The organism is Bacillus sp. EB01, assembly GCF_000613125.1.
In the GTDB taxonomy this organism is placed as follows: Bacteria; Bacillota; Bacilli; order Bacillales; family Cytobacillaceae; genus Bacillus_D.
This window is the reverse complement of the sequence record NZ_HG964497.1, coordinates 2,945,900-2,963,461: the sequence shown is the minus strand read 5'-3', so window position 1 is coordinate 2,963,461 and position 17,562 is coordinate 2,945,900. Positions and strand designations below refer to the sequence as shown.

Annotated in this window: 16 protein-coding genes; 14 read left to right on the top strand and 2 right to left on the bottom strand. The window is 42.4% G+C overall.

Annotated features, from left to right (window positions below; all coding sequences use genetic code 11):
* Positions 1–25: 25 nt before the first annotated feature.
* The 10 genes from TY16_RS13570 to TY16_RS13530 all read left to right on the top strand — a co-directional run bounded on the left by TY16_RS13570 (position 26) and on the right by TY16_RS13530 (position 10,195).
* Positions 26–586 (top strand): GDSL-type esterase/lipase family protein, encoded by a 561-nt coding sequence (locus TY16_RS13570; RefSeq protein WP_043932431.1) that lies wholly within the window; start codon positions 26–28, stop codon positions 584–586.
* A gap of 10 nt (positions 587–596) precedes the next feature.
* The gene (locus TY16_RS26260; protein WP_155922246.1) at positions 597–773 is read left to right on the top strand and encodes a hypothetical protein; all 177 of its coding nucleotides are present in this window, start codon (positions 597–599) and stop codon (positions 771–773) included.
* 519 nt (positions 774–1,292) lie between these two features.
* Entirely contained in the window at positions 1,293–2,921 is a 1,629-nt protein-coding gene (locus TY16_RS13565; RefSeq protein ID WP_052342724.1) for a bifunctional metallophosphatase/5'-nucleotidase, read from the top strand.
* Positions 2,922–3,432: 511 nt separating this feature from the next.
* Positions 3,433–4,422: a LacI family DNA-binding transcriptional regulator gene (locus TY16_RS13560; protein ID WP_043932430.1), complete on the top strand. Its 990-nt coding sequence runs from the start codon at positions 3,433–3,435 to the stop codon at positions 4,420–4,422.
* Positions 4,415–5,293, top strand: a complete 879-nt coding sequence (rbsK, locus tag TY16_RS13555; RefSeq protein ID WP_043932429.1) for a ribokinase — start codon at positions 4,415–4,417, stop codon at positions 5,291–5,293. The genes TY16_RS13560 and rbsK overlap by 8 nt, the downstream gene beginning before the upstream one ends.
* 2 nt (positions 5,294–5,295) lie before the next feature.
* Positions 5,296–5,691, top strand: a complete 396-nt coding sequence (gene rbsD / locus TY16_RS13550) for a D-ribose pyranase (protein WP_043932428.1) — start codon at positions 5,296–5,298, stop codon at positions 5,689–5,691.
* A 17-nt stretch (positions 5,692–5,708) separates the two neighbouring features.
* Entirely contained in the window at positions 5,709–7,190 is a 1,482-nt protein-coding gene (locus TY16_RS13545) for a sugar ABC transporter ATP-binding protein (protein ID WP_043932427.1), read from the top strand.
* Position 7,191: 1 nt separating this feature from the next.
* Positions 7,192–8,157 (top strand): ribose ABC transporter permease RbsC, encoded by a 966-nt coding sequence (gene rbsC, locus TY16_RS13540; protein WP_043932426.1) that lies wholly within the window; start codon positions 7,192–7,194, stop codon positions 8,155–8,157.
* Positions 8,158–8,177: 20 nt separating this feature from the next.
* Entirely contained in the window at positions 8,178–9,095 is a 918-nt protein-coding gene (rbsB, locus tag TY16_RS13535; RefSeq protein WP_043932425.1) for a ribose ABC transporter substrate-binding protein RbsB, read from the top strand.
* 872 nt (positions 9,096–9,967) lie between these two features.
* Complete coding sequence (locus tag TY16_RS13530) at positions 9,968–10,195, top strand: Imm74 family immunity protein (RefSeq protein WP_043932424.1); 228 nt, start codon at positions 9,968–9,970, stop codon at positions 10,193–10,195.
* 57 nt (positions 10,196–10,252) lie between these two features.
* Here TY16_RS13530 and TY16_RS13525 read toward each other — a convergent pair whose 3' ends face one another.
* Positions 10,253–10,975, bottom strand: coding sequence for a metallophosphoesterase (locus TY16_RS13525; protein WP_052342723.1), 723 nt, complete (start codon positions 10,973–10,975; stop codon positions 10,253–10,255).
* A 113-nt stretch (positions 10,976–11,088) separates the two neighbouring features.
* Between TY16_RS13525 and TY16_RS13520 the strand changes: the two genes are divergently transcribed.
* Complete coding sequence (locus TY16_RS13520; protein WP_081772975.1) at positions 11,089–13,899, top strand: DEAD/DEAH box helicase; 2,811 nt, start codon at positions 11,089–11,091, stop codon at positions 13,897–13,899.
* A gap of 9 nt (positions 13,900–13,908) precedes the next feature.
* Here the strand turns inward: TY16_RS13520 and TY16_RS13515 are convergent, their stop codons facing one another.
* Entirely contained in the window at positions 13,909–14,307 is a 399-nt protein-coding gene (locus TY16_RS13515; RefSeq protein ID WP_043932422.1) for a (deoxy)nucleoside triphosphate pyrophosphohydrolase, read from the bottom strand.
* A gap of 397 nt (positions 14,308–14,704) precedes the next feature.
* On the opposite strand from TY16_RS13515, the gene TY16_RS13510 reads away from it, so the two are divergent.
* Genes TY16_RS13510 through TY16_RS13500 form a run of 3 tightly spaced genes read left to right on the top strand, consistent with a single transcriptional unit; the run spans position 14,705 to position 17,560 of the window.
* Positions 14,705–16,810: a BglG family transcription antiterminator gene (locus tag TY16_RS13510; protein WP_043932421.1), complete on the top strand. Its 2,106-nt coding sequence runs from the start codon at positions 14,705–14,707 to the stop codon at positions 16,808–16,810.
* A gap of 43 nt (positions 16,811–16,853) precedes the next feature.
* Entirely contained in the window at positions 16,854–17,294 is a 441-nt protein-coding gene (locus tag TY16_RS13505) for a PTS sugar transporter subunit IIA (protein ID WP_043932420.1), read from the top strand.
* A complete protein-coding gene (locus TY16_RS13500; RefSeq protein WP_043934725.1) occupies positions 17,294–17,560 on the top strand; it encodes a PTS sugar transporter subunit IIB in 267 nt (88 codons plus the stop codon). Before TY16_RS13505 ends, TY16_RS13500 begins: the two co-directional genes overlap by 1 nt.
* The last annotated feature ends 2 nt before the right edge of the window (positions 17,561–17,562 follow it).

The following is a 17,562-nucleotide window of genomic DNA, read 5'->3' as shown; positions in this document are numbered from 1 at the left end:
ATTAGGACAAAAGGAGGGGATTGAAATGAAGCTTAATAGATTAATTTCTAGCAGTTTAATAATTAGCTCTCTGATTTTGTCACTGCCTTTTGCTGCCTCGGCGAAGAATGCTGTTAAAAAGGATTTTGATTATGTTGCATTGGGGGATTCGCTTGCAGCAGGGAGAACGCCTTACGGGGAACATAAAGATGGATATGTAGACTACCTGTCTGACAGATTTGTACAGTCACAATATAAAATTGAGTTGGACAATTATGGGGTTTCGGGATATAGGACTACAAATATATTAAATGAACTGACTAACCAAGCCAATCCAAAGTATAATTCATTAAGGGCTTCTATAAAGGACGCTGAGCTGGTAACAATTGATATAGGGGCAAATGATTTGCTTGCTAAATTAGAAGACATACAGAAAAACCCTTCACTTGCCACGAGTGTCCTACAAACAATTGGTGGGAACTTGCACTTAATTCTCAGCCAGATTGATAGTTTTAATGATAATACAAAGGTTTATGTAATGGGCTATTACAATCCATACCCGCATCGGACTAACCAAGCTAGCTGTTTTATTACCTTTGCTGTCTAGCTTTAATCAAATGATTGAAAGGGTGGCATTGGCAAACGGTGATGTTTTTGTACCGACAGCCGACTTGATTAAAAAATACGAAAAAGAATACATTCCAAACCATGCCGATATCCATATTAGCCTAGAAGGATACGAAGCAATTGCCAAACAGTTCTGGAAAACATACCTAAGAACAAGAAATTCATAGTTAATAAGGGCGGTTCTCCTTTGCGAAATGAAAGGAGGGCCGTCCTTTTTATTATTGATTGGATAGTGTTACATGTGGCTGCGTGTGTCAGAATTATGAATAGTGGGGATATATGCTTCGTTGTGGGTGAAATAATTGTGAATAAGGGATAAAAAAGTTCATTCAACGCGATAAATTTTTAGAAACGGCCGATATTTTATTTAGGCTGCCAAGAGGGGAGGTTCTCATTCGTAAATAATAGAAAGACGGACCCTTTTTTTGTTCCTTCCTGCTGGCGCAGATGGGGACGATTCTACTTTGCCAAATGAAATAGCAACAAGAGCGAGCGGATAGGAAAAATAGGAAACTTGCAATATTGTAGCCTAAAAGAACTAGAGTCTATTAGCTTATGAATAAGCCGAATTAATCATTTTCCCACTATAACAACCCGCTTTACAAAACCTTAAAATACTCCTGGCATACACTTAACAAATCCTCTTTATAATCACCTTGTACTCGATTATTAAAGGGGGAAAATTCATGGCGCGGTTAAGCAACAAAGTATTGGCAGCTTCCATGTCTATTAGTCTATTAATGACTGGAATGATTGGAAGTTCAGTTTCAGCTAAAGAACATAAAGTTCCACCAGGTCTTGCGAAGAAAGAAAATGTTAAAGTTCAATTGTTGAGTGTAAACGATCTTCATGGCAAAATCAATGTAAGCGAACAGCTCAATAATGACCCAAATACATATGGAAACGCTGCTTACCTTGCTACATATCTTCGTGATCGTGAACAAACCAATGAAAACACATTAATCGTCCATTCCGGAGACATGGTGGGAGGAAGCCCGCCTGTATCAGCCCTGTTTCAAGATGAGCCAACTGTTGAAATTATGGAATCGATTGGATTTGATGTAGGAACTGTTGGAAACCACGAATTTGACGAAGGTGTTGACGAACTTCTTCGTTTAACTTACGGTGGAGACCATCCTGATGGAACACCTAACTTTGACGGCACCAATTTTCCAATGGTCGCGGCCAATGTAGTCTATAAGGACAGTGGAGAACTGGTACTACCACCATATTACATAAAGAATGTAAAAGGACAAAAAATTGGCTTTATTGGTGTTGCAACAACCGAAACACCAAACAATGTGGTTGCAAAAGGAATCACAACTATTGAATTTACTGATGAAGCAGAAGCAATCAACAAGTATATTCCAGAACTGACCAAGCGCGGCGCGGAAGCAATTGTCGTCCTTGCCCACGTTCCTGGAAGTCAGGCCGGTGAATCTGCAAATGGAGAAATTGAGCAAATGGCCACCGAAATCAGTGATAAGGTTGATGTCATTGTTGCCGCTCACAACCATCAAAAGGTAGATGCCGTAGTCGACAATAAGCTGATTGTTCAAGCCGGGGAATATGGAAAAGCCTTTGCTGATATCGATCTTGAAATTGATCGAGTGACAGGGGATATTGTTAAAAAAGAAGCAGAGATCGTAGATGTCATCCAACAGGGAGTCACTCCTGACCCTGAGGTATCCGCTATTTTGGAAAAATACTCAACCGCTATCGCGCCTAAATTGAATGAAGTCATCGGGCAGGCAAGCGTCTTTTTACAAGGTGGTTATATAACAAAAGATTATTTTGGCGACAATGCTCTTGGGAATTTGATTGCAGACGGAATGAATGCAGCAATGGGAAGTGACTTTGCCATGATGAATGGCGGAGGAATACGTGCCAACCTGAATGCAGGCGAAATTACCTGGGAAGAACTGTACAATATCCAGCCATTTGGCAACACATTGGTCACAGTCGAAGTACTGGGATCGGAAATGGATGAAATTGTGAATGCACAAATTTCATCTTACGGCCCAGATGCATCCATTGGCGGCTTCCGCTATAAATGGGACAGCGCAACCAGCAAAGTGACTGAAATAACCCTGGCCGATGGAACTCCTATTGATCAGAATGCAACGTATACACTGACTGTCAACAATTATATGTATGACCATTACTCTGACAAGTATAAGCTCCGTGAGTACGGCGAAAATCCTGCCCAAGGCCCGGAAGACCTTCAGGCAACCGTTGATTTTGTAAAGAGCTTCACATCTCCAATCGCTTACGAAGCAGAAGGACGGATTATTAATATATCAGCGATGCATTAAAAGATAGTTTCCAAGAAGAGTTTGCTCTTATCGGGCAAGCTCTTTTTATATTTTGAGCAAGTGGAGTAATCAGTTTTCGTTCTCTTGGTAGTGTTAACGGGTGGGCGGTTGTGTCTGACTTGTGAATAGAGGCGATATATTATTTGTTCAGGGTTATAAAATTGTAATTGAGGGTTATAAAATTTTTATTCAGGGATAAAAAAAGTTCATTCAGGGCGATAAAGTGAAAATTCAATCGGTGTGGGTTCTTCATTCCCCGCTGATTAATCAATGGGTGATAAACCACTCACCAATACTTGAGAGCCCTCGCTTCATTGAATTTTTGCAGCATTGACACTATTCATAAATGACTCCTATGTCGCAATTCTAGGTTTAGTTTTAACTGAATCTAGCAGTATGTCCCCTAACTCCCTGATATTGGCATTGGACCGGCGAGGGTTTTCTGTTTGCATAAAAAAATATTCTATGATACTCTCAATGTGTAAACGGTTACACATTAGAGGTGAAAGAATTGGTTACCATCCGGGATGTTGCCAAAAGAGCTGGAGTATCGGTCGCGACCGTTTCCAGAGCTTTGAATGACAAAGGCTATGTGCATGAGGATACTAGGAAACTAGTAAACAATGCGATTGATGAACTGAATTACAAACCAAATGAAGTAGCAAGATCGTTATATAAAAAGAAATCAAGGTTAATCGGTTTGCTGCTTCCGGATATAAGGAACCCATTTTTTCCTGAACTCGCCCGTGGTGTTGAGGATGAAATGCAGGAGCGTGATTTCCGTCTGATTATTGGAAATGCTGATGAACAGCCAGCTAAAGAAAGTGACTACATCCAGACATTTAAACAAAATAATGTAATCGGTATCATTTCGGCCACGAACCGGAACGAAACAGATTCCTACGAAAATTTATCCATCCCAGTGGTTTTTCTCGACCGGACAAGCACCATGCATCCTTCGGTTTATGCAGATGGGATAACTGGCGGTAAGATGGCAGCGAGAGAAATCATTAAAAGGGGAAGCAAGCGGATTACGCTGCTTAGGGGACCGGTTGAAATGAGGACCGCGCAGGATCGATTCAAAGGAGCTTTGGACGAACTTGCCGATTCCAATGTCGATTTTAATGTGATGAGTACGGGTTCGTTTACTTTTGCCGATGCCGAAAAGACAGCTAAGGAATTATTTCATAAATTTCCCGAGACAGATGGAGTGATTGCCGGGAATGACCTTGGTGCCGCAGCGATTTTGCATGAGGCATTAAGAAGGGGTATATCGATTCCTGATGATCTGCAAATTATTGGGTATGATGATATACCGCTCAGCAGTTTGCTATTCCCGCCGTTATCGACGATTAGGCAGCCTGCCTATGATATGGGAAGAGAGGCGGCAAAACTGTTGATTCAACTTCTTGAAGAAGGAAATGTGGAAGAAAAGAATATTCAGTTGTCAGTTACATTTGTGGAAAGACAGACGACTAGAAAGGTGGAGGACAATGGCTAAAATAACAGTGATCGGAAGTTCCTCGATGGATTTGGTAGTAACCGCTTCGAAAAGACCGGACAAAGGTGAAACCATTTTGGGTGAATCCTTCAAGACTGTACCGGGCGGCAAAGGAGCAAACCAGGCGGTTGCAGCGGCCCGGTTAGGGGCAGAGGTATATATGGTTGGCTGTGTGGGGGACGATGCATTCGGAAAAGAAATCCTCGACAATTTTAAAAAGAATAATGTTAATACGATGTATGTGGAACCGGTTACAGGAATAGAGAGTGGGACGGCTCATATTACTCTTACCGAAGGTGACAACAGCATCATTGTTGTAAAAGGAGCGAATGATTATGTCACTCCTGGCTTCGTAGAAAAAGCCCTGGATGTGATTCGTGACTCGGACATTGTCCTGATCCAGCAGGAAATCCCTGAAGAAACTGTTGAGTATGTTAGTGAAAAATGCCGGGAATTCGGTGTTCCACTTCTATTAAATCCTGCACCAGCCCGCCGGATTAGCAAGAATGTTATCGAAAAAGCTGCATTCATCACACCGAATGAATTGGAAGCATCAATCCTGTTCGATGGAAAGGATTTGCACGAGGCTTTATTGGCATATCCAAACAAAGTATTTATCACTGAGGGCAAAAATGGCGTCCGTTTCCATGATGGAGAGAAGGAGATTGTTGTTCCTTCTTATAAAGTAGAAGCTGTTGATACAACAGGTGCGGGGGATACATTCAATGCGGCATTTGCGGTTGCTCTTGCTGAAGGGAAAAGCTTTGAGGAAGGCCTGAAATTTGCAAACCGGGCTGCTTCACTTTCAGTTACAAAGTTTGGTGCGCAGGGCGGCATGCCTAGCCGGAAAGAAGTAGAGGAGAGGTTGTAGACATGAAACGCCATGGTATATTGAACAGTCATATTGCCAAAGTGCTAACTGACCTTGGCCATACTGATTTTATAGTGATTGCCGATGCTGGATTGCCAATACCGGAGGGAGTGACCAAAATTGATTTGGCTCTCCTTCCGGGAAAGCCTTCTTTTCAGGAAGTGGTCGAAGCGGTCGCAGACGATATGGTCATTGAAAAATGTGTAATCGCTTCTGAAATTGAAGCGAATAATCCCAAAGTAAAAGATTATCTTATCGGGAAATTTGCTGACATTGATGTGGAACGGGTTACACATGAAGATTTTAAACAGTTAACGAAAAATGCCAAGGCGGTCATTCGCACAGGCGAAATAACTCCATATGCAAACTGTATTTTACAATCAGGTGTGTTTTTTTAAAAAAAGGGGTGAAAAACATGCAAGTTACTATGCAGAACATTCATAAAGCGTTTGGGGCCAATCAAGTCTTGACGGGTGTGAATTTTGAAATGCTCGATGGAGAAGTTCACGCTTTGATGGGAGAAAACGGCGCCGGGAAATCGACGATGATGAACGTCCTGACAGGGCTTCATGCACGTGATACAGGTACGATTCTCATTGATGGGAAAGAGACCTATTTTAAAAACCCGAAAGAAGCTGAGCAAAACGGAATTACATTTATCCATCAGGAACTGAATATTTGGCCTGATATGACGGTGCTCGAGAACTTGTTTATCGGAAAAGAATTGAAGACCTCGTTTGGTCTTCTTAATACAAAAGAAATGAAAACCCTCGCAAGGAAGCAGTTTGAACGGTTGAACGTCACGATTCCTTTGGATAAAGAAGCAGGCCTTTGCTCGGTTGGTGAACAGCAGATGATTGAAATCGCCAAGGCACTGATGACGGATGCCAAGGTCATCATCATGGACGAGCCGACTGCCGCTTTAACTGAAAGGGAAATCAGCAAACTTTTCGACATTATCTCTTCCCTTAAAAAGGAAGGCGTTTCGATTGTGTATATTTCACACCGAATGGAAGAGATTTTTGCCATCTGTGACCGGATTACCGTCATGAGGGATGGAAAGACAGTCGATACAAAAGCAGTTTCCGAGACGAATTTCGATGAAGTAGTAAGGAAAATGGTCGGCCGGGAATTAACGGACCGATTTCCAAAACGGTCTTCCAATCCGGGGGAAGTGGTCCTGGAAGTGAAAGGATTAACAAAACGCGGTGGGTTTGAAGATGTTAGCTTCTCAGTTCGGTCGGGAGAAATTGTTGGCGTATCCGGGCTGATGGGTGCAGGCAGAACAGAAATCATGCGGGCCATCTTTGGGCTTGATAATTTTGACAGCGGTGAAATTTGGCTGAACGGGAAGAAAACGGTCATTAAATCTGCTGATCGGGCTGTAAGAGCCGGGATTGGTTTTATTACAGAGGACCGGAAAGACGAAGGCTTAATTCTCGATTTTTCGATTAAGGACAATATTGTGCTGCCTTCTTTATTCAGTTTTGCACCGAAAGGCATTATCAACGAAAAAAGCGAAAATGATTTTGTGGATCTGCTAATCAAACGCCTGACCGTTAAAACAGAATCCCGGGAGATTGCAGTTGGGAATCTGTCAGGGGGCAATCAGCAAAAAGTCGTTATCGCCAAATGGATTGGAATTGGCCCGAAAGTGCTGATTCTCGATGAACCGACAAGAGGCGTGGACGTCGGTGCTAAACGGGAAATTTATCAGCTGATGAATGAATTGACAGACCGGGGCGTGGCAATCATTATGGTTTCCTCGGAACTGCCTGAAGTGCTGGGAATGAGCGACCGGATCCTTGTCGTTCATGAAGGGAAAATTAGTGGAGAATTGACACGTGATCAAGCTACTCAGGAAACTATTATGACATTGGCAACAGGAGGTCAGTGAGATGAATGCAACCAATTTACCAGTAAAAAACGCAAAAGGGAACTATGTTAATACGGTAACCCAAAAACTTGGGCCGCTGCTAGGACTTATCATTCTGATTGCAATCGTTTCTGTACTCAACCCTAGTTTTCTTGAACCTTTGAATATATTAAACTTGCTGCGCCAGGTGGCTATTAATGCCCTGATTGCATTTGGGATGACGTTTGTTATTTTAACAGGGGGAATTGATTTATCTGTCGGTGCGATTCTGGCATTATCAAGTGCGTTAACGGCTGGGATGATTGTTTCTGGTATCGACCCTATTTTCGCAATCGTGATCGGCTGTATTCTTGGCGCTGTCATGGGGACTGTGAATGGCCTGCTGATTACAAAAGGCAAAATGGCTCCGTTCATTGCCACTCTGGCAACAATGACGATCTTCAGAGGATTGACACTTGTCTATAAAGACGGTAATCCAATTACCGGACTCGGAGATAATATCTTGTTCCAACTATTTGGCCGAGGCTATTTCCTTGGAATACCTGTTCCTGCTATTACGATGATTGTTACGTTTGTACTGTTATATATTCTTCTTCACAAAACGCCATTTGGTAGGAAAACCTATGCTATTGGCGGGAATGAAAAAGCGGCGCTCATTTCCGGGATTAAGGTTCCAAATGTGAAGGTAATGATTTACGCTCTGTCTGGTTTAATGGCTGCCCTGGCAGGTGCGATTTTGACATCCCGATTGAATTCTGCCCAGCCAACAGCAGGTACTTCCTACGAACTGGATGCCATTGCAGCGGTAGTATTGGGCGGTACAAGCCTATCCGGCGGGAAGGGACGTATTGTTGGAACACTGATTGGTGCGCTGATCATTGGGATTTTAAATAATGGCTTGAACCTTCTCGGCGTTTCTTCATTCTATCAAATGGTCGTAAAAGGGATTGTTATTGCCATTGCTGTATTACTTGACCGAAAGAAATAAGCATAAGGAGCGGAATTTTTATGAAAAAATTGGCCTTACTTATCATATCAATGTCAGTCTTGCTTTTAGGAGCATGTTCGATGCAGCCGCCTGAATGGGCTAAGCCTGCAAAAAAGGATGATATAAAGGATTTGAAGATTGGACTTTCTGTTTCCACCTTAAATAACCCGTTCTTTGTTTCCTTGAAAAATGGTGTTGAAAAAGAGGCAAAGGCACTCGGCGTGGAAGTAAAGATTGTCGATGCCCAAAATGACTCAGCAAAACAAATTAACGATGTTGAAGACTTAATCCAGCAGGGTGTCGATCTTCTTCTCATCAACCCAACCGATTCCGCAGCCATTTCAACCGCTGTCGAATCGGCGAATACAATTGGAATCCCTGTTGTTACTCTAGACCGTTCCGCAGAAAAAGGAAAGGTTGAAACGCTGGTTGCATCCGATAACATTAAAGGCGGCGAAATGGCAGCCGAATATATTGTCGAGAAACTCGGAGAAAATGCCAAGGTAGCAGAGCTTGAAGGTGTACCAGGTGCCTCCGCAACCCGTGAAAGAGGGAAAGGGTTCCATAATATTGCCGATGAGAAGTTAGATATTGTCGCAAAACAATCGGCTGATTTCGACCGTACCAAGGGGTTAACCGTAATGGAAAACCTGCTTCAGGCAAACCCTGATATCCAAGCAGTCTTCGCGCATAATGATGAGATGGCACTTGGCGCTATTGAAGCGATAAGCAGCTCAGGGAAAGACATCATGGTCCTTGGCTTTGACGGAAATGATGATGCGCTAAATGCGATTAAAGCGGGGAAAATGGAAGCCACGGTTGCCCAGCAGCCAGAGCTGATCGGAAAACTTGCTGTCGAAGCCGGTATTGATGTAATTCAAGGTAAGAAGGTGGAGGAAAACATTCCGGCACCGCTGAAGCTAGTTGTAAAAGAATAGTAAATAGGGACGGTACTCCACTTTTTAATGGAAATGGAGGGCCGTCCCTTTGTGTAGGGTTGATTATAGGAATATGGTGACGTCGATTAGAACGTGTTTTGGGTGGTTCAGGACAATTTCCCAAGTTTATAGGACATTTCCCAAAAAATACAGGACACATTTTAAACTTTTCAGGGCAGATTTCGATGGATTCAGGACAGATTTTTAAAGAAACAGGACAAATTGAAATTGAGGATGCTGCACTGCCCTTTAACTTGGGCTCCTTGGTGGGTTAAACTGGAAAATAACCTATAGATTCAGGCGGTTATAAAAGAAAAACGGGAGTAGCCCTCCCGTTTTCGTCTATTGTTTTAAGTGAGCAGGATTTGGCAACTAGATTCCTAGTAAAAAAACATCCGAAATCCAATTCCGACTAGAAGAACGGAAAGCAATTGAATGATCACCTTGCCCGGAATTTTTTGCGAGAGGAATACTCCGATTTTCTTTTGCTTTCCTTGAAAATCAAATTTAATGGTAGCAAATAACGGAAAACCCATTAGAAGTGTTGCTAATTAACCATGTAATCAAGACAGTCACTAGTCAGGGTACGTGAGCATGACTATGCACCCTAATGACCCGGGCCAGACCCTTACTATATTGCCGCTTGAAAAATAGTGAAAAGTTACTATCAGCGGCATAGCTAGTTAACCATGTTATCACCAACAGTCACTAGTTAGGTACATGAGCATGACTATGCACTCTAATGACCCGGGCCAGACTCTTACTACATCACTGGAGGAAAAATAGTGAAAAATTGCTATTAGTGACATAGCTAATTTACCATGCTAGCACGAAAAGTCACTAGTAACTAAACAGATGAGTGAGGAAACCAAGTGAAAATAACAGGTACATCTTCTTATATATTAATAGAAGTAGACAATAAAGTGGTGAAAGTGCAGGGAGAGCTGCTAGTGAATGGTTTCGCTGCTTATACCGACACGATGAAAAATTGGGAACCTCCGCATGAAAAAGAGACAATTGACAGCGAGTTGAAGCAAAAAATCATTCAGGAGGCACTTGATTATACAAAAGACTCCCAGTTCAAAATCGAATTTGTTTAAGCCTGTCACGACCCGCGTTTGTAGAACAGAAAATTTTCGGGCTATGACAGGCTTTCTCTACCCTTTTAGTCTTTCTAATTCTGTAAGCAACCGGATGCCCTGTTTTGTGATGTGAAGTGTTTCTGTTTCACAGGAGAAATAAACATTGTTCGTCAAGTCGGCTAGGGAAAGTTTTCCTTCTTTAAAGATGCTTGCTCCCGTATCGCATGATACAAACCTTTCTGTTTGATACACAAACGGATAAGGCGTGTGTCCGTGGACAATTTTTCTGTTGCCAATCCGTTTTGTCATGGGGTTTGCCGGCTGAAGGTACAACTGCCTTAGTTGCATGAAGGTTACATCTTCTTTTTGGTTTGTGAGTGGTTCGAACGAATCGATCCCAGCATGGGTAAAGAAATGTTCTTCATCCTTAACATAGAGGGGGAGGTTGGCAAGCCAGACTAGGTGCTCGTTCCGTTCCGTTATTGTTACAAACTCTGTATTTAACTCTTTAATTACTTCAGTTCCCCCATGATACAGCCACATATGGCTTTTCCCCTCAAAGGCATAGCGCCGCATCATAATTTCATGATTTCCGAGTGTAACAAAAATGTTTTCCGGATGCTGTTCCTGCATCCTCTTTAAGAAACGGACGACCTTCGCTGATTGCGGGCCCCGGTCAATCATATCACCGACAACAACAAGCGTATCCTGTTCCGGATTGAATTTTGCCTCGGCCAACAAGGCTTTCAAAGGTTCAAACTGGCCGTGAATATCTGATATAGCGAACTTTCTATTCATATGTCCCTCCTTATTTTCATTCTAGCTTTTTTTAGGAAAGGAGCTAAGATCTTCCTTCTTCTCTAATAGTATAGTAAAATTTTAGCAACAATGAAATTTCGACAGGGGTAATCATGCAGGTTGAAAAGCGGTTGATTGTTAATTCGGATAAAGGGAATTTGCTTCAGGAATTGGTAGATTCAATGAATGAGTGCAAGAGATTTTATTTTAGTGTTGCCTTTATTAACTTCAGCGGACTTCAGCTGTTGCTTGATCCGCTGCGTGAGGCAGAGAAAAAAGGTATTACTGGAAAGATTATTACTTCTACGTATCTTAATTTTACAGATGCGAAAGCATTGGAGAAAATTAGAGAGTTTAGCAACGTGGATTTAAAGGTGTTTGTGACTGATAAGGAGATCGGCTTCCATACGAAGGCTTATATTTTTGAATATATAGATTCATATAAAGTCATCATCGGTTCATCCAATATTACGCAGAGCGCGCTGAAAAGTAATGTTGAATGGAACGTGGAGGTCATTTCAAAGAGCGATGCTTTTTTTATAAAAGAGGTCTTGAAAGAGTATGATGCTCTATGGGAAAGGTCCCAAGTTGCAGACGAAAAGCTGATTGCGGAATACGAGGAATTCTTAAAGACTCTAAAGGGAGCCCAATCCCAGCAGCGATTAATTTTTGAAAAACCGGAATATATCACTCCGAACCGGATGCAGCGGCGTGCGATTGATAATCTTGCCCGACTCCGTGGGTTTGGGGAAAAGAAGGCGCTTGTAATTGCTGCAACAGGAACAGGGAAAACGTATATGTCCGCGTTTGATGTGAAAAGCTTTCGGCCCAAGAGGCTGATTTTTGTTGTACATAGGGAAGAGATTCTCAGAAAAGCGAAGGAAACGTTTGAAAAGCTGCTACCGAATGAAAACCTTACATTTGGTTTGTTGACAGGAAATCATAAAGAGAAGAATGCGGATTTTGTGTTTGCAACAATTCAAACTCTGTCAAAGACCTACCAAGAGTTTAAACAGAGTGAGTTTGATTACCTTATCATTGATGAAGCTCACCATGCAACCAGTCCAACCTATCAAGATGTTTTGAACTATTTTACTCCGAAGTTCACACTTGGGATGACTGCGACACCGGAACGGAGCGACGGGTACAATGTGTTTGACCTTTTTGATAATAATGTCGCACTTGAGGTACGGCTGCACGAGGCGCTGGATGATGAGCTGGTTATTCCGTTCCACTACTTTGGTATTACCGATATAGAGGGAATTGATTTAAGCGATGTTTCGATTGATGACATTGCCGAAGTGACAAAGCGCCTCAAGGTGAATGAGCGGGTAGATTTTATCATAGAGAAGATGGAATTCTACGGACACGATGGAGATAAGCGCAAGTGTCTTGGCTTTTGTGCGAGTATCGAGCATGCCGAGTACATGGCTGCAGAGTTTAACCACAGAGGCTATAAGAGTGCATGCCTGACTGGAGGAGACTCCGCTGACATTCGTGAACGAACCATTAACCGTTTGGAAAATGACCAGGATGAACTGGAGTTTATTTTTACAGTCGATATTTTTAACGAAGGTGTGGACATTCCTTCGGTGAACACAGTTCTTATGTTAAGGCCGACCAACTCACCGATTATTTTTATCCAGCAGCTTGGGCGCGGTTTACGTAAGTATGCTAACAAGAGCTTCCTGACGGTGCTCGATTTCATCGGGAATCATAATAAAACATTCTTGATTGCCCTGGCGCTTAATGGCAGCCGCTATTATGACAAGGAAAGCCTGAAGGTGGCAATAGCAACGGGTTTTGCGAATATTCCCGGCTGTACTCATATCCAAATGGACAAGATCTCCCAGGAACGAATCCTCGAGCAGATTGATCAGGAAAACTTTAATTCAATGAAGTATCTGAAGGAAGAGTACTTTGAGTTTAAAAAGCTTAACCAGGGACGAATTCCCTACTTCTTATTGGATTATCTGAAATATGACGGGGCACCCGACCCGGTGAAGTTCATCGACAAAGAGAAAACGTATTTGCAGTTTGTCGCTAAAGTGGAGAAGACGGAGCGGTTGAAAGCGTTATTGAGCGACGATGTTTTTGAAAAAGCACTAAAGGAACTTTCAGGTAAATTACCGCTAAAGCGGGTGTATGAGTTTGTTGTGATCAAGTATCTGCTTGACCATGACCATATCTCGTCCGCGGTGGCAAAGAATGAAATCTTGAAGTGGATCCAGTTTGTCGATGATGATAGTGTTCTTCATGCGCTGCAAACCTTGAATCAGGACTTTTACGACAGTGGGGAATTGAGCCGGAATTTGAAGCTGTTTGATTTGCAGGATGGAATTTTAGTGCGGACACCCGTTTTTGAAAAAGTTCTCCGAAATGAGGAGTACAGGAAGTATTTAGAAGACATTGTGATGTATGGCATTTTCCGGTATGAAAAAGAATTCAAGAACGAGTACTATGGTGTACCGCATTTCAAATTGTACGAACAGTATAAAATGAATGATGCAGCCTTGCTGTCCAATTTTAGAAAAATCCATAGTTCATTTAGAGGATCAGGCCTGCTTACCCATGGAAATGACTACTTCTTGTATATTGATTTGCATAAGGACGCAGACGTTGAGGAAAAGCTTGCCTATAAGGATGAAATAATCGACACACGGCATTTCCAATGGCAAACGCCTCATACAACTTCTCAGCATACAAATACTGGACAAAATATCATCTACAACAGGGCCAGGGGAATACATCTGCACTTGTTTATCAGGAAATACAAAGTTATCGATGGCAAGAATGAACCGTTTATTTATATTGGTAAAGGCAACACGACCAGCTTTGAAGGCAACAAACCAATCACGGTCCAAATGGAACTTGAACATGAGCTTCCATACAATCTATTCATTGAATTTACGAAAAAAGTATAGTCACCTGGACTATACTTTTTCGTTTATCAACTTTTCGACTGCTGGAATGTCTGCCGGTGCCCATACTAGGGAGTTCAGGTTTTCGCGTTTTAGCCAGATTAGTTTTGAATGCTCAGTAGGGATTGGCGTACCGCTAACGATCTTGCATTTAATCGCAATCAAATTAATGATGAATGTTTCATATTCTTGGATGATGTCGTTATGTATATCTGAAGGTTTAACCTCGCAATGCAGTTCCTCTTTAATCTCCCTCGTAAGTGCAGTAAATATATCCTCATCCGGCTCTACTTTCCCGCCTGGAAACTCCCACATATTCGGAATCGACATTTCTGGAGACCGAAGTGCACACAGAATCTCGTTTTGTTCATTTTCAATGATAGCCGCTACTACTTTTACAGTTTTCTTCATGGGGTCCTCCGTTTCTAAAATATATTTATTATAATAACATTTTTGCGAGTTTTAGACAGGTCAAATAGGGGTCTTCCTTTGAAGAGAATCTTCGCTGCTTCTCCTTATACCGAAAACAATCATCTTAAATTAAAGAGTCTGATTTTGCACAAATAAACCGGGCGATATTTGGTCTACTTTTTGCACGCTATTCGCAGTATAGTATAGACAAGCGGCAGGGAAACCATTAATAATAAGGTTTTCACTAAGAATGGCGGGATATTCACAATCTAGCTGCCATCCCGCAAGTAAGCACATCTTTGCACTTGCTTCAGTATGACAAAGTCCTGTTTTGCACAAAGTAATAGTGCGGAAATCAGACTAAAGTTATACTAACGGGGCAAAGGAGGCGAGAAGAATGTCATTGGATCAACGAAGCAGTGCTTTATTGGCATATTTGTCCCGGTCGGATTCGTATGTTCCTATTAAGGAATTAACCGAACAATTCAATATATCGCGGCGGACGGTTTACTACGATGTTGAAAAAATCAATGGATGGCTGTCAGAGCGGAAGCTTCCGGAGGTCAAATATGTTAGGTCTGCAGGCTTCCATCTTGAAGAGGAAGCAAGAAGCGAAGTTCCTGCATTGCTTGGTACAACGCCTTCGTGGCAGTATGAGTATTCTGCTGATGAGCGAAAGGCATTAATTGCAATCTTTTTAATGGCCAGAGAGGCACCTCTTTTCCTTGAGGATTTAATGGAAGAAACAAGGGTAAGCCGGAACACAACACTAGAAGATGTGAAAAGTCTAAAACATGAGCTATCCAAATTCGAGCTCGAGCTTGTTTCCAGGCGCAAGTCAGGTTACTTAATCCTTGGGGATGAGGATGATAAGAGAAAGGCACTTGTTTTTTATCTCCAACAAGTATTGTCCGACCAAAAGCTCCAGTCATTCTTCAGTCAAATTCCTTTTCTTATCAATCAAAACCGTGAGCGACCCACTATTTTTGATTTTGAAAAAATGAAAGCGGTTCAGGGCATTCTGACAGAAACCGAAAAAGAACTGAATGTCATTTTTACGGACGATTTCATGCAAAACCTCACACTGCGGCTAGTGCTATTTGGACGCAGGCTTGCTCAGGGGAAACGGATTGAAATTGATTCGGTTGAAAAAGAAATCCTTAGGGATGCACGGGAATACAAGGCAGCAAAAGAAACAGCAGCCAAACTATCAAAACTTTTCGAAGTCGATTTTCCGGAGGATGAAATATTCTACCTAACCAAGCATCTGCTCAGTTCAAGAGTCCAGTTTTCAGAATTACATGATGAGAATGTTTCGCCTTTGCTTGAGAAGGTTGTTGATTCCATGGTGACCGACTTCCAGAAATATGCTTGCGTATTTTTTAAGGATGTTCATGAGATAAAGAAAAATCTTCTCCTTCATATCAAGCCTGCATACTACAGGCTGAAATACTGCCTGGAAGATCAAAGTGATACAGCGGATATGATCAAAGAAAAATATCAAGATATTTTTCAACTGACAAGGAAAGTAGTCCATTACCTGGAGGATGCGGCGGGAAATCGGGCAAATGACAATGAAGTGGCTTTGATCGCGACCCACTTTGGCGGATGGATGAGAAGAGCCGGGGCAAAGGCTCCCGAGCGAAAGAAGGCTTTGCTTGTTTGTACGCTGGGGCTTGGGACTTCAAAACTATTGCAGCATCAGTTGGAAGGCTTGTTTTCGACAGTCGATATCCTTGGAAGCGTCTCGCTACGGGAATACCGAAACGGAAAAAATGACGCCGATTTCATTATTTCAACCATCCCGCTTGAGAAAACGGACAAACCAATCTTTGTAGTATCGCCGATTCTGTCAGATGCCGAAAAAGCCGGCCTCCTGAAAAAAGTAAATGCACTCATGAACTCGGGTCCGCAGCAACAAAGGAATTCAACCGAGGCATTGCTCAATTTAATTGGACAATATGCAGATATTCATAATCGTGAAGCATTGGAAATTGGGCTGAAGAAATTCCTTTTGTCATCACCAAAAATTGAGGCAGGTATAGAGAAACCGTCGTTATCCGATCTTCTTCCAATTGAAAACATTTTGATTAGAAAAGAAGCAGGCGATTGGAAGGAAGCTATCAAATTGGCTTCCGAACCTCTTCTAAACAAAGGCATGATCACGGAGAAATATGTACAGGCAATGATCGATTCCCTGGTAAAAATGGGACCTTACGTTGTGATAGCACCGTATTTTGCAATACCACATGCCCGGCCTGAAGAAGGGGTCAATAAGCTTGGCATGAGTCTTATGAAACTCGACAGAAGCGTGGAATTTTCCGGGGCAGGCAGTCATCCTGTCAATCTAATACTCATCCTTGCTGCCACAGACGGGGAATCCCATTTAAAGGCAATGGGTGAACTGACAAACTTATTGGGAGACCAATCAACCATTAGGAAAATCATGGCGGCAAAAACGCCTGAACAAATTGTTGAAATGCTGTCTGCCGGACAGGTCTAGATTTTAAGAATAAAACTAAAATTTTATTGAAAGGGTTTTCAAAATGAAGTTTTTAGATATGAATCTCGTAGCCCTTGATGTAGATGCAGGAACTCCGGATGAAGCAATCCGGGCGGCGGGTAACCTTTTAGTAGAAGCGGAGGTGGCCGAGGCGAAGTATGTTGATGCGATGGTTGAATCGTATCATAAAAATGGGCCGTATTTTGTCCTTGCCCCCCAAATCGCCTTGCCGCACGCTAGGCCGGAGGATGGGGTAAAGGAGGCGTCGGTATCCTTCATCCGGCTGAGAGAGCCTGTGGTCTTTGGCAATGCGGCTAATGATCCTGTATCCTTTGTCTTTGCTCTTGGTGCATCTTCCAGTGAGCAGCATCTGCAAATCCTTCAAAAACTGATCGTTCTTCTTGGGGATCAGGGCAATGTGGAAAAATTGGCTAAGGCAACAACCTATAACGATATCAAACTACTAATCGGAGGTAATGTATGATGAAAATTTTATGTGTATGCGGACTTGGCCAGGGAACTAGCCTTATCCTGCGAATGAATGTAGAAACAGTTTTGCGTGATCTTGGTATCTCTGCAGATGTTGAACATACGGATGTTTCAACTGCTTCCAGTGTTTCATCAGATTATATTGTTACTAGCAATGAACTGGCACAGACCCTTCAAGGTACAGCCTCAAAGGTGATTATCGTTAATAACTACTTTGACATGAACGAAATCAAGACGGCTTTACAGGAACAGTTACAGTAACA